The 16,109-nt window shown below is 59.6% G+C and carries 13 protein-coding genes; 8 read left to right on the top strand and 5 right to left on the bottom strand.

The features are described from left to right. Positions 1 to 118: 118 nt before the first annotated feature. Complete coding sequence (locus D8B20_RS07955) at positions 119 to 1,102, bottom strand: arabinose ABC transporter substrate-binding protein (RefSeq protein WP_145888363.1); 984 nt, start codon at positions 1,100 to 1,102, stop codon at positions 119 to 121. 366 nt (positions 1,103 to 1,468) lie between these two features. Between D8B20_RS07955 and D8B20_RS07950 the strand changes: the two genes are divergently transcribed. After that, positions 1,469 to 3,154 (top strand): ribulokinase, encoded by a 1,686-nt coding sequence (locus D8B20_RS07950; protein ID WP_145888362.1) that lies wholly within the window; start codon positions 1,469 to 1,471, stop codon positions 3,152 to 3,154. Positions 3,155 to 3,166: 12 nt separating this feature from the next. Then, entirely contained in the window at positions 3,167 to 4,669 is a 1,503-nt protein-coding gene (gene araA, locus D8B20_RS07945) for an L-arabinose isomerase (protein WP_145888361.1), read from the top strand. A gap of 497 nt (positions 4,670 to 5,166) precedes the next feature. Here araA and yjfF read toward each other — a convergent pair whose 3' ends face one another. Genes yjfF through ytfQ form a run of 4 tightly spaced genes read right to left on the bottom strand, consistent with a single transcriptional unit; the run spans position 5,167 to position 9,690 of the window. Further along, positions 5,167 to 6,153 (bottom strand): galactofuranose ABC transporter, permease protein YjfF, encoded by a 987-nt coding sequence (gene yjfF, locus D8B20_RS07940; protein WP_145888360.1) that lies wholly within the window; start codon positions 6,151 to 6,153, stop codon positions 5,167 to 5,169. Further along, positions 6,150 to 7,151 carry a galactofuranose ABC transporter, ATP-binding protein YtfT gene (gene ytfT / locus D8B20_RS07935; RefSeq protein ID WP_370664130.1) on the bottom strand — a complete coding sequence of 334 codons (1,002 nt, stop codon included), beginning with the start codon at positions 7,149 to 7,151 and terminating at the stop codon, positions 6,150 to 6,152. Before ytfT ends, yjfF begins: the two co-directional genes overlap by 4 nt. A 7-nt stretch (positions 7,152 to 7,158) precedes the next feature. Continuing rightward, entirely contained in the window at positions 7,159 to 8,679 is a 1,521-nt protein-coding gene (locus D8B20_RS07930) for a sugar ABC transporter ATP-binding protein (RefSeq protein WP_145888358.1), read from the bottom strand. A gap of 54 nt (positions 8,680 to 8,733) precedes the next feature. Further along, the gene (ytfQ, locus tag D8B20_RS07925; RefSeq protein ID WP_145888357.1) at positions 8,734 to 9,690 is read right to left on the bottom strand and encodes a galactofuranose ABC transporter, galactofuranose-binding protein YtfQ; all 957 of its coding nucleotides are present in this window, start codon (positions 9,688 to 9,690) and stop codon (positions 8,734 to 8,736) included. 673 nt (positions 9,691 to 10,363) lie between these two features. Here ytfQ and ydgT point away from each other — a divergent pair. The 6 genes from ydgT (at position 10,364) to rsxD (ending at position 16,108) form a co-directional block, all read left to right on the top strand. Further along, entirely contained in the window at positions 10,364 to 10,579 is a 216-nt protein-coding gene (gene ydgT / locus D8B20_RS07920; protein WP_145890475.1) for a transcription modulator YdgT, read from the top strand. 106 nt (positions 10,580 to 10,685) lie between these two features. Continuing rightward, entirely contained in the window at positions 10,686 to 11,129 is a 444-nt protein-coding gene (locus tag D8B20_RS07915) for a DUF2569 domain-containing protein (RefSeq protein WP_145888356.1), read from the top strand. Positions 11,130 to 11,252: 123 nt separating this feature from the next. Continuing rightward, positions 11,253 to 11,834, top strand: a complete 582-nt coding sequence (gene rsxA, locus D8B20_RS07910) for an electron transport complex subunit RsxA (protein ID WP_145888355.1) — start codon at positions 11,253 to 11,255, stop codon at positions 11,832 to 11,834. A 1-nt stretch (position 11,835) separates the two neighbouring features. Further along, positions 11,836 to 12,414, top strand: coding sequence for an electron transport complex subunit RsxB (gene rsxB, locus D8B20_RS07905; protein WP_145888354.1), 579 nt, complete (start codon positions 11,836 to 11,838; stop codon positions 12,412 to 12,414). After that, positions 12,407 to 15,049, top strand: a complete 2,643-nt coding sequence (rsxC, locus tag D8B20_RS07900; RefSeq protein ID WP_145888353.1) for an electron transport complex subunit RsxC — start codon at positions 12,407 to 12,409, stop codon at positions 15,047 to 15,049. Before rsxB ends, rsxC begins: the two co-directional genes overlap by 8 nt. Beyond that, positions 15,050 to 16,108, top strand: a complete 1,059-nt coding sequence (gene rsxD, locus D8B20_RS07895) for an electron transport complex subunit RsxD (RefSeq protein ID WP_145888352.1) — start codon at positions 15,050 to 15,052, stop codon at positions 16,106 to 16,108. Position 16,109 lies beyond the last annotated feature (1 nt).

Here is a 16,109-nt window from a genome sequence, read left to right as displayed (position 1 = left end):
ACCTGTGCCCCGGCCACTGACCGCAGTCGGTGCCGGGGAGGATGCCCTGTCGCCGGGCTGCGGCGCGAATAACGCAGGCTGTTATGGGTGAAAGCCGGCTGACACCGGCTTAACCGGATTACATCAGCCCTTTCTTCGCCAGCTCAGTTTTGAAGTTGTCGCGGGTAATCAGCACCACGTCAGTCACCTCGGTGAACTTCGGCGGCGCATCACCTTTGGTGACCCAGTTGTAGAGCATCTGGCTGCTCTTATAGCCGTGCACGTCCGGGCTCGGCAGCAGCGAACCGTAGAAGCCGGTTGGCGCACCTTTTGACAGTTCACTTACCGCATCCACGCCGTTGATGCCGATACCGATCACGTCCGGCGCTTTAAAGCCCTGACCTTCGGTGGCGCGCACGCCGCCCAGCACGGTGTTGTCATTCATGCCGACAATCAGCCAGTGTTTGACTTCCGGATGCTGCACCAGCAGCGAGTTGCCGGCGTCAAACGCACCGGGGATATCGTTGGATTTGGTCGGAACCTGATAAATCTGCTTCTCCGGGAAACCGGCGGCTTTGAGCGCCTCCATGGAGCCACCGGTGCGGCGACGCGCGGTGTCCAGCTCATTGGCGGTGATCGCCATCACGGCCGTGTCTTTCACGTCCCAGCCGCGTTTTTTCATCTCTTTATAGAGTTCCTGACCCTGACGCTCACCGATTTTGGTGGCCGCCATCATCACCAGCGGCACGGTATCCATCGGTTTGCCCTTCGCCGTTACAAACTGGTCATCAACCGCGATCACTTTAAGATCGTAACTGCGCGCTTTGGCCACAATGGCCGAACCCAGCTTCGGATCGGGGGTACAGATCACAAACCCTTTCGCGCCGCTGGCCGCCAGACTGTCGATGGCGTTCAGGGTTTTTTCGCCGTCAGGCACCGCGATTTTGATCACCTCAAAGCCCAGGTCCTTGCCGGCTTTATCAGCGAATTTCCATTCGGTCTGGAACCAGGGCTCCTCCGGTTGTTTGACAAGGAAACCGAGTTTCATGGTCTCGGCGATAGCGGATTGTGACATAACCGCGGCGAGGCCTACCGCCGCCAGCGCTTTAGTGAATTTATGCATGATGCTCTCCGGCACAATGGTGTTATTTCGCTGTTATTAACCGATTGGTGTAAACGCTACCAATCAGATTTCACGTTCGGGTACAGCGCAAAATCAGCGCGTTAGCTCAAAGGTTGTACAAAGGCTGTGCAAACGCTGGGCTAGTTGTATCGGGAAAAGCGCAGAAAAATGTAGAGCGGTATCACATCCTAAAACGATGACTAAATCGTCCATATATTCAGCCAGATTAACCGGTCATGAACTTTTGCTGTCGATCACACAACCCTGCCGATGACAGAAAAATGCATATTCTCAGCCGCTGATGACTAACCCCCGCAGCGACCGCATTCCAGGATAGAGCCAGCTAACTCACACAGGAGAATCCCAATGGGTGCGGGCACCATAACAATTGGGCTGGATTTTGGCAGTGACTCAGTGCGTGCACTGGCCGTGGACTGCCGCAGCGGTAAAGAGCTGGAAAAGGCCGTCGTGAACTATCCGCGCTGGGCGCGCGGCGAATTCTGCGATGCGCAGGTCAATCGCTTTCGCCATCATCCGCAGGATTATATTGATGCGCTTGAGCAGGCCATCATCAGCGTGGTGCAGGCGCTGACGCCGGAACAGCGCGCCGCCGTGGCCGGCATTGGTGTTGATTCTACCGGTTCCACGCCTGCGCCAGTCGATCGCGCCGGCAATGTGCTGGCCCTGCGGCCGGAATTTGCCACCAATCCCAACGCAATGTTCGTGCTGTGGAAGGACCACACCGCCATTGAAGAAGCGGAAGAGATCAACCGCCTGTGCCGCAGCGGCCAGTTTACCGATTACACCCGCTACATCGGCGGGGTTTATTCGTCAGAATGGTTCTGGGCCAAGATCCTGCACGTTTCGCGTGAAGATGCCGCCGTGCGCGAGGCCGCCGTTTCCTGGGTAGAGCTGTGCGACTGGGTGCCGGCCCTGCTCTGCGGCAATACGGCGCCGGCACAACTGCGGCGTGGACGCTGTGCCGCCGGGCATAAATCGCTGTGGCATCCGGACTGGCAGGGGTTACCACCCGCCAGTTTCTTCCGCGCGCTCGATCCGTTGCTGGTGGAAACGCTGGATTCACCGCTGTTCACCGACACCTTCACGGCCGATGTCCCGGTTGGCACGCTGAGCGCCGAATGGGCGCAGCGCCTCGGCTTATCCACGGACGTGGTGCTTTCCGGCGGTGCCTTTGACTGCCACATGGGCGCAGTCGGCGCCGGCGCGCAGCCTTACACGCTGGTGAAAGTGATCGGCACCTCCACCTGCGACATTCTGATTGCTGACAGCGAAACCGTTGGCGATCGCGCCATTAAAGGTATCTGTGGTCAGGTTGATGGCAGCGTCGTGCCTGGGGCGATCGGCTGTGAAGCCGGACAATCGGCCTTCGGGGATATCTACGCCTGGTTCAGTCGTCTGCTGGGCTGGCCGCTGCAGCAGGCGGCGCAGCGCCATCCGGAACTGCAGCCACAGCTGGCTGCGCTACAGCAGGATTTGATTCGCCAGCTGACCGAAGCCTGGGCGGCTAACCCGCAGCTCGATCACCTGCCGGTGGTGCTGGACTGGTTCAATGGTCGCCGCACGCCGGATGCCAACCAGCGCCTGAAAGGGGTTATTACCGATCTTAATCTCGGCACCGATGCGCCCGCGCTGTTTGGCGGACTCATCGCCGCCACGGCCTTTGGTGCTCGCGCCATTATGGAGTGCTTTGAACAGCAGCAGATTCCGGTGCAAAGCATTCTGACGCTGGGCGGTATCGCACGCAAATCCCCGGCCATCATGCAGGCGTGTTGCGACGTGATGAACCGTCCGCTGGATATCGTCGCGTCGGATGAATGCTGCGCGCTGGGCGCCGCCATCTTTGCCGCCGTTGCGGCCGGGATCTATGCCGATGTGCCCGCCGCGCAGCAGGTGATGGCCAGTCCGATTGCTGTCACCCTGCAGCCGGACAGCCAGCGCGTCGCCCGCTATCAACAACTTTATCAACGTTACCAACACTGGTGCCAGGCCGCTGAACCGCAGTACGCCGCGCGCACCCTTTCCGCTAAGTAAAGGAGTGGTTTTATGGAACAGCACAACACACAACAGGTGTGGTTTGTCATTGGTACGCAACACCTCTACGGGGCGGAAACCTTGCGCCAGGTGGAACAGCATGCCCGCCAGGTGATGGAAGGACTGAATCAGGCCGGCACGCTGCCGGTGCCGCTGGTGCTGAAGCCGCTGGTGAAATCCCCGGATGAAGCGCTGGCCCTGTGTCGTGAAGCGAATCACGACACCCGCTGTGCCGGTATCATTACCTGGCTGCACACCTTTTCTCCGGCCAAAATGTGGATTGGCGGGCTGAGCATTCTGCATAAACCGCTGCTGCAGTTTCATACCCAGTTCAATGCTGAAATCCCGTGGGACAGCATGGACATGGATTTTATGAACCTGAACCAGACTGCGCATGGCGGCCGTGAGTTTGGCTTTATCGGCGCACGCATGGGTCTGCAACACAGCGTGGTAACCGGGCACTGGCAGGATGGTGCCAGCCAGCAGCGCATCAGCCGCTGGATCAACGCAGCGCTGGCCCGCCAGGCCAGCCAGCAGCTGAAAGTGGCGCGCTTTGGCGACAACATGCGCGAAGTCGCGGTAACCGAAGGCGATAAAGTGGCGGCGCAGATCCAGTTTGGCTACGCGGTTAACGGCTGGGGTGTGGGCGATCTGGTGGAGGTGATTAACGGCGTCAGCGACGGCGACGTGAATGCCCTGATTGATGAATATGAAAGCCAGTACCTGTTCAGCGAGGCGGCGTCGGTCAACGGCGACAAGCGTCAGAATGTGCTGGATGCGGCCCGCATCGAACTGGGCCTGAAACGCTTCCTTGATGACGAGGGATGCAAAGCGTTTACCACTAACTTCCAGACGCTGCATGGCATGACGCAGCTGCCGGGACTGGCGGTGCAGCGCCTGATGGGCCAGGGCTATGGTTTTGCCGGTGAAGGTGACTGGAAAACCGCGGCGCTGCTGCACATTCTGAAAGTGCAGGCCGGTAACCGCGCCGGCGGCACGTCGTTTATGGAGGATTACACCTATCACTTCTCGCCGGGTAACGATTTAGTGCTGGGCTCGCATATGCTGGAAGTGTGTCCGTCGATTGCCAAAGAGGAAAAGCCGCTGATTGACGTGCAGTTCCTCGGCATTGGCGGCAAAGCCGATCCGGCGCGCCTGATTTTCTCTACCCCTGCCGGACGGGCCGTCAATGCCAGCGTGATTGACCTGGGCGATCGTTTCCGCCTGCTGGTTAATGTGGTCGACGCGATAGAACAGCCGCAGCCACTGCCGAAACTGCCGGTGGCGCGCGCGTTATGGCGGGCACAGCCGTCGCTGGCAACCGCTTCCGAGGCCTGGATTCTGGCCGGTGGTGCGCACCACACCGTGTTCAGCCAGGCACTGGATCTCGATGACCTCTATCTGTACGGCGAACTGAACGGCATTGAAGTGCTGGTGATTGATGAAGAGACACGCCTGCCGGCCTTCAAAGATGCGCTGCGCTGGAATGACGCCTACTACCGCATGATGCGTTAATTGCCTGAAAATTGAAGTAAGCCGCGAGTGTATCGCGGCTTTTTTTATGGCAAAACTGCGGTCCAGTCAACAAAGGCAGGCGTTACGTAAAGCCGGCGTGAATACCTCCCTGTAGCCTCGGCCGCCGCATCCCTGCGGCGTACGCTTTACTCCACTGCCTGCCTTTATTAACTTCATATCCGTATGTTGCGAGTGGTCAGATTTAAACGCCGCGCAGCGCATTAATGACAGCGATGAACAACTTTACTGTCCCATCAAGGCCCGCCCGAATAGCAAAGCGTCCGCGCCAGGGATGGCGCGGACGATCGGCATGGATGCGGGGTTTCTTTGCGATCGAGCTGGCCTTTGTGGGGCCAGGCACCCAATTAACAGCAACTCCACCGAACTTTCACGACTCTGAGCGCTAAAACGGCAAACCCCACCCAACATCCACGAATCTGAGCATAAAAAAAGGTGCGCCAGTTTGCGCACCTTTTAACACAAACATGCGATCACGACTAAGAGGTTAAACGCTTAACCGGCGCGTTCTGCTGGCGGTCCCACATCACTGTCAGCAGACGCTGCAGCGCAATGAAGGCAAACAGCAGAATACCGATGGCGATTTTGGTCCACCATGAACTCAGCGTACCGTCGAAATTAATCCACGTCTGAATCAGCCCCTGGATCAATACGCCAAACAGCGTGCCGAGCACGGTGCCGACGCCGCCCGACAGCAGCGTTCCGCCAATCACCACCGAAGCAATGGCATCCAGCTCAACGCCCAGTCCGGCCAGCGCATAACCGGCGGAGGTATAAATTGAAAATACAATCCCAGCCAGCGTCGCCAGCAGGGTCGACAGCATATAAATCTTAATGGTGGTGGCCCGCGTGGATACCCCCATCAGCCGCGCGGAGGTCAGGTTGCCGCCAATAGCGTACACCTGATTACCAAAGCGCGTGCGGTGCGCGAGGATAATGCCCCCGGCGACCACCACCAGCATAATCACCGCCAGCAGGCTCAGACGCCCGCCACCCGGCATTTTCCAGGCCAGACCGGACAGCGTGGTATAGAGCGGATGATCGATTGGAATGGAATTTTCCGACACCAGATAACTGCAGCCGCGCAGGAAGAACATGCCGGCGAGGGTAATGATAAACGCCGGAATTTTCAGCGCATCAATCAGCCAGCCCATCATGGCACCGAACAGCGCGCCCAGCGCCAGCGCCAGCGCAAACGCCAGCAGCGGGTCCACATGGTAATCACCGATGATGCGCGCCAGAAACACCCCGGTAAAGGCGATCACGGCCCCCACCGACAGATCGATACCGCCGGACAGAATGACAAAGGTCATGCCAACCGCGATAATGCCGAGAAACGCGTTATCGGTCAGGATATTACAAATTACCCGCGTGGAGGCAAAGCCGGGAAACTGACTCAGACAGAACAGGTAACCGGCGACGAACACCAGCAGCGTAATCATCAATGGCAAATGGCGCTTAATCATTGCAGACGTCTCCCTTTCAGCATGGCGATGAAACGCGGCGACTGCAGCAGCAGCACGCACATCACGACAATCGCTTTCACCACCTGATTCAGCTCCGGCGGAAAGCCGGACAGCAAAATCCCGGTATTCATCGACTGTATAATCAGAGCGCCAATCAGCGACAGCACCAGATTAAACCGGCCACCCATCAGGGAGGCACCGCCAATCACCACCGCCAGGATTGCGTCCAGCTCCAGCCAGAGCCCGGCGTTGTTGGCATCGGCACCGCGAATATCCGCCGCCACAATCAATCCGGCGACCGCGGCACACACGCCGCTGATGGCATAGGTCGACATCACCACCAGCCAGCCGGTTACCCCGGCGTTACGCGCGGCGCGCAGGTTGATGCCGACGGCTTCGATAAACAGCCCCAGCGCCGTCCTGCGCGTCAGCAGCCATACCGCCAGCGCCACCAGCAGCGTAATCCACACCGGCACCGGCAGCAGCCACAGCGAACCGCTGCCGAACCAAGAGAGGCTGTCGCTGTTGAATGTCACAATCTGCCCCTGGGTAATCAGCTGGGCGATACCGCGCCCCGCCACCATCAGAATCAGCGTGGCGACAAAGGGCTGAATCTTCAGCAGCGCAACCAGTACGCCATTCCATAATCCGCACGCCAGTCCGGTGGCCAGCGTGGCGAGGATAATAAAGCTCAGGCTGTGACCGGCTACCGTCAGCGTCGCCGCCGTGGCGCCGGCAATCGCCATCACGGCGCCGACCGACAGATCGATACCGCCGGTGGCGATCACCAGCGTCATGCCGACGGCCAGCAGCGCCACCGGCGCGGCGCGGTTCAGGATATCGATGGGGCTGCCAAACAGCCGGCCATCCTGCAGGTGAATGGCGAAAAAGTTGTTGGCCACCAGGCTATCCACCAGCAGCACCAGAATCAGTGCGGCAATCTGCGGCATGCCGGGCGGCAGCTTCGGCTTACGCCGTTCGGGTTTGTCATGAGTCATAGGCGATTCAAGCATGTTGTGCTCCTCCGTCGGCAATGGCGTTCACAATTGACGCCACCGACAGCTGATCCAGCGGGATTTCGGCGACCTGTTTCAGATCGCGCATGATCAACACGCGATCGGCATAGCCCACCAGTTCTTCCAGTTCAGAGGAGATAACCAGCAGCGCCAGTCCGTCGGCGCACAGGGATTCAATCAGACGAATAATCTCAGCGTGTGCGCCAACATCAATACCGCGCGTGGGCTCATCCAGAATCAGAAACTGCGGTTTGGTCACCAGCCAGCGCGACAGCAGCACCTTCTGCTGATTGCCGCCAGACAGCAGCTCCACCGCCTGTCCGGCATCCGGCGTCCGGATCCCCAGACGCTTAATGAAGCGATCGGCGATCTCCTGCTGTTCGCGACGTTTAATCGGTCGCAGCCAGCCGCGCTGCGCCTGCAGTGCCAGAATAATGTTCTCGCGCACCGAGGCCGCACCAATGATGCCGTCGGTTTTACGATCTTCCGGGCAGAAGCCCATGCCCAGCCGTGACGCCTGCGCCGGCGTGCGAATACGCTGCACTTTGCCTTTGATGGTGGCGGTGCCGCGATCGGCGCGGCGGATACCAAACAGCACCTCGGCGGTTTCGGTACGCCCGGAACCCAGCAGACCGGCCAGCCCCACCACTTCACCCGGACGCACCTGCAGGCTGAAAGGTTCAATGGTGCCTTTGCGGCCGTAATCCTCAAACGCCACCACCGGCTGATCGCTGCGCAACGTGCTGCCCTGACGCTGCAGCGCCGTCTCCAGCAGTTCACGACCGAGCATCAGCTTGATCAGATCAAGCTGTGGCAGCGTAGCGGTATCGCGCGTGGCAATAAACTGACCGTTGCGCAAGACGGTAATGCGATCGGTAATGCGGTACACCTGATCAAGAAAATGGGTGACAAAAATCAGGCTCATGCCCCTGGCTTTCAGCTGCGCCATCAGGGTAAACAGCAGTTCTACCTCGCTGGCATCAAGACTGGCGGTTGGCTCATCGAGGATCAGCACCTGCGCGGAGAGATCCACCGCGCGGCAGATGGCGATGATCTGCTGCATCGCCACGGAAAAATGCCCGAGCGGCCGGGTCACATCCAGCACAAAACCGTATTTACGCATCAGCGCATCGGCGTCACGCACCATGCGCCGGCGATCAATCATGCCAAAGCGGCGCGGTTCGCGGCCGATATACAGGTTATCCGCCACCGACATATTCGGCAGCAGGTTCACTTCCTGATACACCGTCCCGATGCCCATGCGCTGCGCGTCCGCCGTGCTGTGCGGCGAAATCTCCGCGCCATTCAGCGTAATGGTGCCGGCATCGCGGGTGTAGACGCCGGTCAGCACTTTAATCAGGGTCGATTTGCCGGCGCCGTTCTCGCCCAGCAGCGCCATGATTTCGCCTTTGCGGATGCTGAACGACACGTTATCCAGCGCTTTCACGCCGGGAAAGCCTTTGCTGATGCCGCTCAGGGTCAGCAGAGGGGTTTCATCAAAGCTGCTCATCAGGTTCTACCTCGCTACGTCATGAAAAACCGCCCCGGGGGGCGGTTGCGGGGATCAGTAACCCATGCCTTTTTTCTTATCCAGCTCCGCCTGCGCGTCAGCCGGTAAGAACAGTTTTGACTCGGTTTTGATAATTTTTGGCGGCTGCGTCCCGTCTTTCTTAAATTTCTCCAGCGCATCGAACGCCGGGCCGGCCATGTCTGGCGTCAGCTCCACGTTGGCGTTGGCCTCACCGGCCAGCATCGCTTTGTAGATATCCGGTACGCCGTCAATCGAGCCGGTGAGAATATCTTTGCCCGGCTTCAGGCCCGCTTCTTTGATCGCCTGTATCGCACCGATCGCCATGTCATCGTTATGCGCGTAAACCATGCAGATGTTTTTGCCGTTGTTCTCGGCTTTGATAAAGCTCTCCATCACCTCTTTCCCCTTACTGCGGGTAAAGTCACCGGACTGGGAGCGGATCACTTTGATGTTGTTGTGTCCGGCGATGGCTTCAGCGAAGCCCTTTTTACGGTCGATGGCGACGCTTGCGCCGACGGTGCCCTGCAGCTCCACGACGTTACACGGCATGTTGCCGACCGTTTTCACCAGCCAGTCACCAATCAGCTTGCCTTCCAGCACGTTATCCGCCGTGACCACCGACATATACAGCGACTTGTCTTTCACCACGATGGCGCGGTCCAGTAAAAACACCGGGATCTTCGCGTCTTTGGCTTCTTCAAGCACCGGTTCCCAGCCTGTCTGCACCACGGGCGCGATGAAAATTGCATCCACGCCCTGAGCAATAAACGAACGTACCGCTTTGATCTGGTTTTCCTGCTTTTGCTGGCCGTCGGCAATTTTCAGCGTGATGCCGCGCTTCTGCGCTTCACTTTTTGCCACGTTGGTTTCGGCAGAGCGCCAGCCCGATTCAGAGCCCACCTGCGAGAAGCCTACGGTCATATTTGCCGCCAGCGCCGGAACGCTCAGCGCGGAACTCACCATGGCAGTCAAGAGTAAACGTTTCCACATAATATTCATTCCTCTGAAGGGAGTGTGCTGTAGGGGTACAAACGCGGTTTAAGCCTGGCGTAAAAGCGTTAAAACTAGCGCGACATAGTTCACAAAATAGAATGATATAAAGGAGTTACGCGTATCAGCCTGCTATAAGGGCAGAGGAAGTTATGGACAATTCGCCTGACGTTGTTTGCAGCTGCGGTTAAATAACTGTAATAAAGAGAATTGGTTATGTGGCAGCTGACTGAAAACGATTACAGCCGGTGCGTAAAGAATGGTTATTCCCCGCTCAGCCAGGCAAAGATCGATTTTGTGACTGCCAGCACATTCACCGATCTTCTGTTTCATCATTTCTTTAAAAAATTGCGAGCTGTCCTGAAATAATTCACGACATCGTCACCGCTTCGGTCGGGTATGGCGCACAGAAAAGCAGGAAAAATAAGCAGGGTATGACGGCGGGTTGCGTGGCAGGTGCTGAACGGGCAGCAGCGTCACAGCGCGGATAACCGGGCCCTCGTGGTGAAAATAAGCGTACCGCAGAAAAGGGAAAACCGGTGAAAAGATGCATTTCAAGTACCAAACTGCGTACATTGTCTGAATTTTACTTTTTTTACATCTGATATATAGACTCTGGTCGCATGCTCCCTATACTTGGGCACTCCTCCGATTTTTTATATTAATGGCAATCATGACTGCGCTGGATTACCTGCTGAAGTTTCGCAAAGTGAATAATCTCGAGAGTCTCGAAAAACTCTACGATCACCTTAATTATTCGCTGACGGATGACAACGATCTGATCAATATGTACCGCGCGGCCGATCACCGGCGGGCGGAGCTGGCCTCCGGCGGGCGCCTCTATGACCTGGGCTGTGTGCCAAAATCCGTCTGGCATTACGTGGTTTAACGCACGCTTTCACGCTCACTGCTTTTCGCTGCGTCCCGATCGGGCGTGACCCGTCCGGACATGCTACGCTCTGCAGCGCCCTCATTTTGGTAACAGGATCTCCCTCATGTCCGATTCGGTAAACCCGCCGCGCATTGGCGGCTGGCTGCTGCTGCCGCTGGCGTGGCTGATTATGACCATGCTCACCAGCGCACTGGTGCTGGCGCTGTATCTGCGCCCGCTGTTTGATAGCGAGCTACGCACCACGCTGTTTTCCCATGCCGATGTGCTGCTGACGCAGTGGCTCATCTCACTGCTGACCGCAGCGGCCGTCTGGCTTTACAGCCTCTGGGTGTGCTGGATTTTCTGCCAGCGATCGCGCCGTCTGCCGCGGCATTACATTATCTGGCTGCTGATAACGGTGCTGCTGGCGCTGAAAACCTTTGCCTTTACGCCGGTGGCTGACGGCAGGGCGATTCAGACGCTGCTGCTGGCGCTGCTTTCCGCCGCGGTGTTTGTGCCCTACTTCAAGCGCTCGCAGCGGGTAAAACAGACCTTTATCCAGCCGTAATGAGCGGCAATTCGTCAGGAATTTAATTCTGAGTGCGGTTGCCTGCCGCACATTTTGCGCAAAGGTTGAGATGCATCTCTCATTTTCGGATAATAAACGCCTTTCGGCTTCCCAGGTTTAATCATGACCGATTACTTACTTCTCTTTATTGGCACGGTGCTGGTGAACAACTTTGTGTTGGTCAAATTCCTCGGCCTTTGTCCCTTTATGGGCGTGTCAAAAAAACTGGAAACCGCTATCGGCATGGGACTGGCCACCACTTTTGTCATCACGCTGGCGTCCATTTGCGCCTGGCTGGTGAATCACCTGATTCTGGTGCCGCTCGATCTGGTGTACCTGCGCACGATGGCGTATATCCTGGTGATTGCGGTCGTCGTGCAGTTCACCGAAATGGTGGTGCGCAAAACCAGCCCGTCACTCTATCGCCTGCTGGGCATTTTCCTGCCGCTGATTACCACCAACTGTGCCGTGCTGGGTGTGCCGCTGCTGAGTGTGAACCTGAACCACACCTTTCTGCAGGCGGCACTGTACGGATTCAGTGCTTCGCTTGGCTTCTCGCTGGTGATGGTGCTGTTTGCCGGCATGCGTGAACGTCTGGTGCTGGCCAATGTGCCCGCGCCGTTTAAAGGTAACTCGATTGCCCTGATCACCGCCGGCCTGATGGCGCTGGCGTTTATGGGCTTTACCGGTCTGGTGAAATTCTGATATGACCGCGATCTGGATTGCAATAGCCGTACTGACGGCGCTGAGCCTGGTGTTTGGTGCCCTGCTCGGCTACGCCTCGCGCCGCTTCGAGGTGGAAGAAGACCCGATAGTTGAGCAGATTGATGCGATTCTGCCGCAGAGCCAGTGTGGCCAGTGCGGCTATGCGGGCTGCCGCCCGTACGCTGACGCCGTCGGAAACAACGGCGAGGCGATTAACAAATGCGCGCCGGGCGGAGAGCAGACCATGCTGAAGCTGGCAGAGCTGCTTAACGTCGAGCCGCAGCCGCTGGACGGCGGCGCTGAGGTGCTGGCCCCGGTGCGTACCGTGGCCTGGATTGACGAAGCCAACTGCATTGGCTGCACCAAATGTATTCAGGCCTGCCCGGTGGATGCGATTGTGGGTGCCACGCGCGCCATGCACACCGTGCTCAGCGATGTCTGCACCGGCTGCGACCTGTGCGTTGCCCCCTGCCCGACCGACTGCATTGAGATGCGCCCGGTGGCCACAACCACGGCCAACTGGAAGTGGGATCTCGAAACTATTCCTGTGCGGGTGATCCCGGTAGAACGTCATGCTTAATCTGTTAAATCTGTTCCGCAAAGAGAAGCTGTGGGATTTTCAGGGCGGCATTCATCCGCCGGAAATGAAAACCCAGTCGAACGGCACGCCGCTCAGCCAGCTGCCGCTGCCTGAGCGCTTTATTATTCCGCTGAAACAGCACATTGGTCACGAAGGAGAGATTTGCGTCTCTCCTGGCGATCGCGTGCTGCGCGGCCAGCCGCTGACCTTTGGTTCCGGCCGGATGCTGCCGGTGCATGCGCCCACCTCCGGCACCGTTGAAGCCATCGCGCCACACATGACAGCGCACCCTTCCGGGCTCTCGGAGCTGTGTATTTTCCTGCGCGCGGACGGCGACGATCGCTGGGCCGAACTCGACCCGCAGCCTGACTACCGCACGCTGGCGCGCGACGAGGTGGTGAAACGTATTCACGCCGCCGGGATTGCCGGCCTGGGCGGCGCGGGCTTCCCGACCGCCACCAAGCTGCGCGGCGGCCTGCGCGGCGTTAACACGCTGATCATCAACGCCGCCGAATGTGAGCCCTATATCACCGCAGACGATCGCCTGATGCAGGATTGCGCGGCGGAAGTGCTGGAAGGCTGCCGCATTCTGGCCTGGGTTTTACAGGCCGAGCGCGTGCTGATTGGCATTGAGGACAACAAGCCGGAAGCCATTGCCGCCCTGAAACAGGCGCTGGGCGGCGACCGGGAACTGCAGATTCGCGTCATCCCCACCAAATACCCTTCGGGCGGGGCCAAACAGCTGACCAAAATTCTTACCGGCCGGGAAGTGCCGCACGGCGGTCGCTCGACCGATATCGGCGTGCTGATGCAGAACGTGGGCACTGCCTGGGCGGTGAAGCGTGCCATCATTAACGGCGAACCCATTACGGAACGCGTGGTCACGCTGACCGGCGAAGCGGTTACCCGCCCGCGCAACGTCTGGGCGCGTCTGGGTACGCCGATCAGCCATCTGCTGCACCAGGCCGGCTTTACGCCAGGCCCGCGCCAGATGGTGATTATGGGCGGCCCGCTGATGGGCTTTACCCTGCCCGCGCTGGACGTGCCGGTGGTAAAAATCACCAACTGTATTCTTGCGCCATCTGCCACTGAAATGGGCCAGACGCAGCCGGAGCAATCCTGTATTCGCTGCAGCGCCTGCGCCGACGCCTGCCCGGCGAAACTGCTGCCGCAGCAGCTGTTCTGGTACAGCCAGGGCGGCGATCATGAAAAAGCCCGCGCGCACAACATTGATGACTGCATTGAGTGCGGCGCCTGCGCTTATGTTTGTCCGAGCAACATCCCGCTGGTGCAGTACTACCGTCAGGAAAAAGCGGAGCTGCGCGCGATCGATCTGGAAGCGAAACGTACGGCTGAAGCCAAAGCGCGTTTTGAAGCCCGTCAGGCACGCCTTGAACGTGAAAAACTGGCACGTGAAGCGCGTCATGAACAGGCGAAACAGCGCGTGGCGCGCAGCGATCAGGGTGAGCGTGCCGCCGCCGTGGCGCGGGTGAAAGCGCAACAGGCAAAAACCGCTGAGCAGGAAGCGGCCGAGCGCGAGGCGCGCCATGCGCAGGCGCTGGCTCAGCAGGCGGAAACGCAGGCCGAAACCCAGGCGCTGAGCCGTCAGTCCGGCGATCCGCGTAAAGCGGCGGTCGAAGCCGCCATTGCCCGCGCCAAAGCGAAAAAAGCCGCGGCGCAGCAGACGGCAGAGGCCGTCGTGCAACCGGCGGCGGACGCAGACGCCGCGCCAGCAGCCAATGCCGATCCGCGTAAAGCGGCGGTCGAAGCGGCGATTGCGCGTGCCAAAGCGAAAAAAGCCACGGCGCAGCCGGCAACAGAGGCCGCCGTGCAACCGGCGGCGGTCGCAGACGCCGAGCCAGCAGCCAATGCCGATCCGCGCAAAGCGGCAGTCGAAGCCGCCATTGCCCGTGCCAAAGCGAAAAAAGCCGCGGCCCAGACGTCAGAGGCCGCCGTGCAACCGGCGACGGACGCAGACGCCGCGCCCGCAGCCAATGCCGATCTGCGCAAAGCGGCGGTCGAAGCGGCGATTGCGCGCGCTAAAGCGAAAAAAGCCGCGGCGCAGCAGACGGCAGAGACCCCTGCACAACCGGCGGCGGACGCAGACGCCGCGCCAGCAGCCAATGCCGATCCGCGTAAAGCGGCGGTCGAAGCCGCCATCGCCCGCGCCAAAGCGAAAAAAGCCGCGGCGCAGCCGGCGGCAGAGGCTGCCGTGCAACCGGCGGCTGACGCCGCGCCCGCAGCCAATGCCGATCCGCGCAAAGCGGCGGTCGAAGCCGCCATTGCCCGCGCCAAAGCGAAAAAGGCCGCGGCGCAGCAGACGGCAGAGGCCGTCGTGCAACCGGCGGCGGACGCAGACGCCGCGCCAGAAGCCAATGCCGATCCGCGCAAAGCGGCGGTCGAAGCGGCGATTGCCCGTGCTAAAGCGAAAAAGGCCGCGGCGCAGCAGACAGCAGAGGCCGCCGTGCAACCGGCGGCGGACGCCGCGCAGAGTGAGCCTGCATCCCCCGTTTCTGAGACAGAGGCCGCGGCCTCTGCTGACTCCGCCGACCCACGCAAAGCGGCCATCGCCGCTGCGGTCGCCCGTGCCAAAGCGCGCAAAGCGCAGCAGCAGCCTTCGACGACTGAGGAATAAATGGCTTTTCGCATTGCAAGTTCGCCCTATACCCATAACCGCCGCAGCACCGGCAATATCATGCTGCTGGTGGTGCTGGCCGCCCTGCCGGGCATGGCCGCGCAGTGGTATTTCTTTGGCATTGGCTTTCTGATTCAGGTGGCGCTGGCGGTCACGACGGCATGGCTGACAGAAGCGGCTATCCTGCGTCTGCGTCACGTGCCGGTGGTGCCGGTGCTGACCGATAACTCCGCCCTGCTGACGGCGCTGCTGCTTGGCATTAGTTTGCCCCCGCTGGCCCCCTGGTGGCTGGTGGTCATTGGCACCCTGTTTGCCATTGTGATTGCTAAACAGCTGTATGGTGGTCTCGGCCAGAACCCGTTCAACCCGGCAATGGTGGGATATGTGGTGCTGCTGATCTCCTTCCCGGTACAGATGACCAGCTGGCTGCCGCCCGACGCGCTGCAGGCGGTGAAACCGGGTCTGGCTGATTCATTCAGCATGATTTTCAGCGGACACATGCTGAGCGGTGAGACCATGCAGCAGCTGCAGATGGGGGCAGATGGAGTCAGCCAGGCGACGCCGCTGGATACCTTTAAAACCGGCCTGCGTGCCGGACACAGCGCCTCAGAGCTGTTAGCTCAGCCGATTTACAGCGGCGTGCTGGCAGGCCTGGGCTGGCAATGGGTCAACCTTGGCTATCTGCTGGGCGGCCTGCTGCTGCTGGCGAAAGGGGCGATTCGCTGGCACATTCCGGTCAGTTTCCTGGCCTCGCTGGGCTGCTGTGCCACGCTTGGCTGGCTGTTTGCGCCCGACACGCTCAATTCACCGCTGATTCACCTGTTTTCCGGCGCCACCATGCTGGGTGCGTTTTTTATCGCCACCGATCCGGTGACCGCCTCCACTACCAACCGCGGACGCCTGATTTATGGCGCACTGATTGGCCTGCTGGTATGGCTGATCCGCAGCTTCGGGGGCTATCCGGACGGCGTGGCCTTTGCCGTGCTGCTGGCCAACATCTGCGTGCCGCTGGTGGACTACTACACCCAGCCTCGCGTTTACGGCCATCGCCGGGAGTAAC

Source organism: Candidatus Pantoea soli (assembly GCF_007833795.1).
In the GTDB taxonomy this organism is placed as follows: domain Bacteria; phylum Pseudomonadota; class Gammaproteobacteria; order Enterobacterales; family Enterobacteriaceae; genus Pantoea; species Pantoea soli.
The sequence above is the reverse complement of the archived record's forward strand: the minus strand, read 5'-3'. Positions and strand labels throughout refer to the sequence as shown.

Coding starts and splice junctions, on each gene's coding strand:
- D8B20_RS07955 (WP_145888363.1), bottom strand. CDS start 1,102: ATGCATAAATTCACTAAAGCGCTGGCGGCGGTAGGCCTCGCCGCGGTT.
- D8B20_RS07950 (WP_145888362.1), top strand. CDS start 1,469: ATGGGTGCGGGCACCATAACAATTGGGCTGGATTTTGGCAGTGACTCA.
- araA (WP_145888361.1), top strand. CDS start 3,167: ATGGAACAGCACAACACACAACAGGTGTGGTTTGTCATTGGTACGCAA.
- yjfF (WP_145888360.1), bottom strand. CDS start 6,153: ATGATTAAGCGCCATTTGCCATTGATGATTACGCTGCTGGTGTTCGTC.
- ytfT (WP_370664130.1), bottom strand. CDS start 7,151: ATGACTCATGACAAACCCGAACGGCGTAAGCCGAAGCTGCCGCCCGGC.
- D8B20_RS07930 (WP_145888358.1), bottom strand. CDS start 8,679: ATGAGCAGCTTTGATGAAACCCCTCTGCTGACCCTGAGCGGCATCAGC.
- ytfQ (WP_145888357.1), bottom strand. CDS start 9,690: ATGTGGAAACGTTTACTCTTGACTGCCATGGTGAGTTCCGCGCTGAGC.
- ydgT (WP_145890475.1), top strand. CDS start 10,364: ATGACTGCGCTGGATTACCTGCTGAAGTTTCGCAAAGTGAATAATCTC.
- D8B20_RS07915 (WP_145888356.1), top strand. CDS start 10,686: ATGTCCGATTCGGTAAACCCGCCGCGCATTGGCGGCTGGCTGCTGCTG.
- rsxA (WP_145888355.1), top strand. CDS start 11,253: ATGACCGATTACTTACTTCTCTTTATTGGCACGGTGCTGGTGAACAAC.
- rsxB (WP_145888354.1), top strand. CDS start 11,836: ATGACCGCGATCTGGATTGCAATAGCCGTACTGACGGCGCTGAGCCTG.
- rsxC (WP_145888353.1), top strand. CDS start 12,407: ATGCTTAATCTGTTAAATCTGTTCCGCAAAGAGAAGCTGTGGGATTTT.
- rsxD (WP_145888352.1), top strand. CDS start 15,050: ATGGCTTTTCGCATTGCAAGTTCGCCCTATACCCATAACCGCCGCAGC.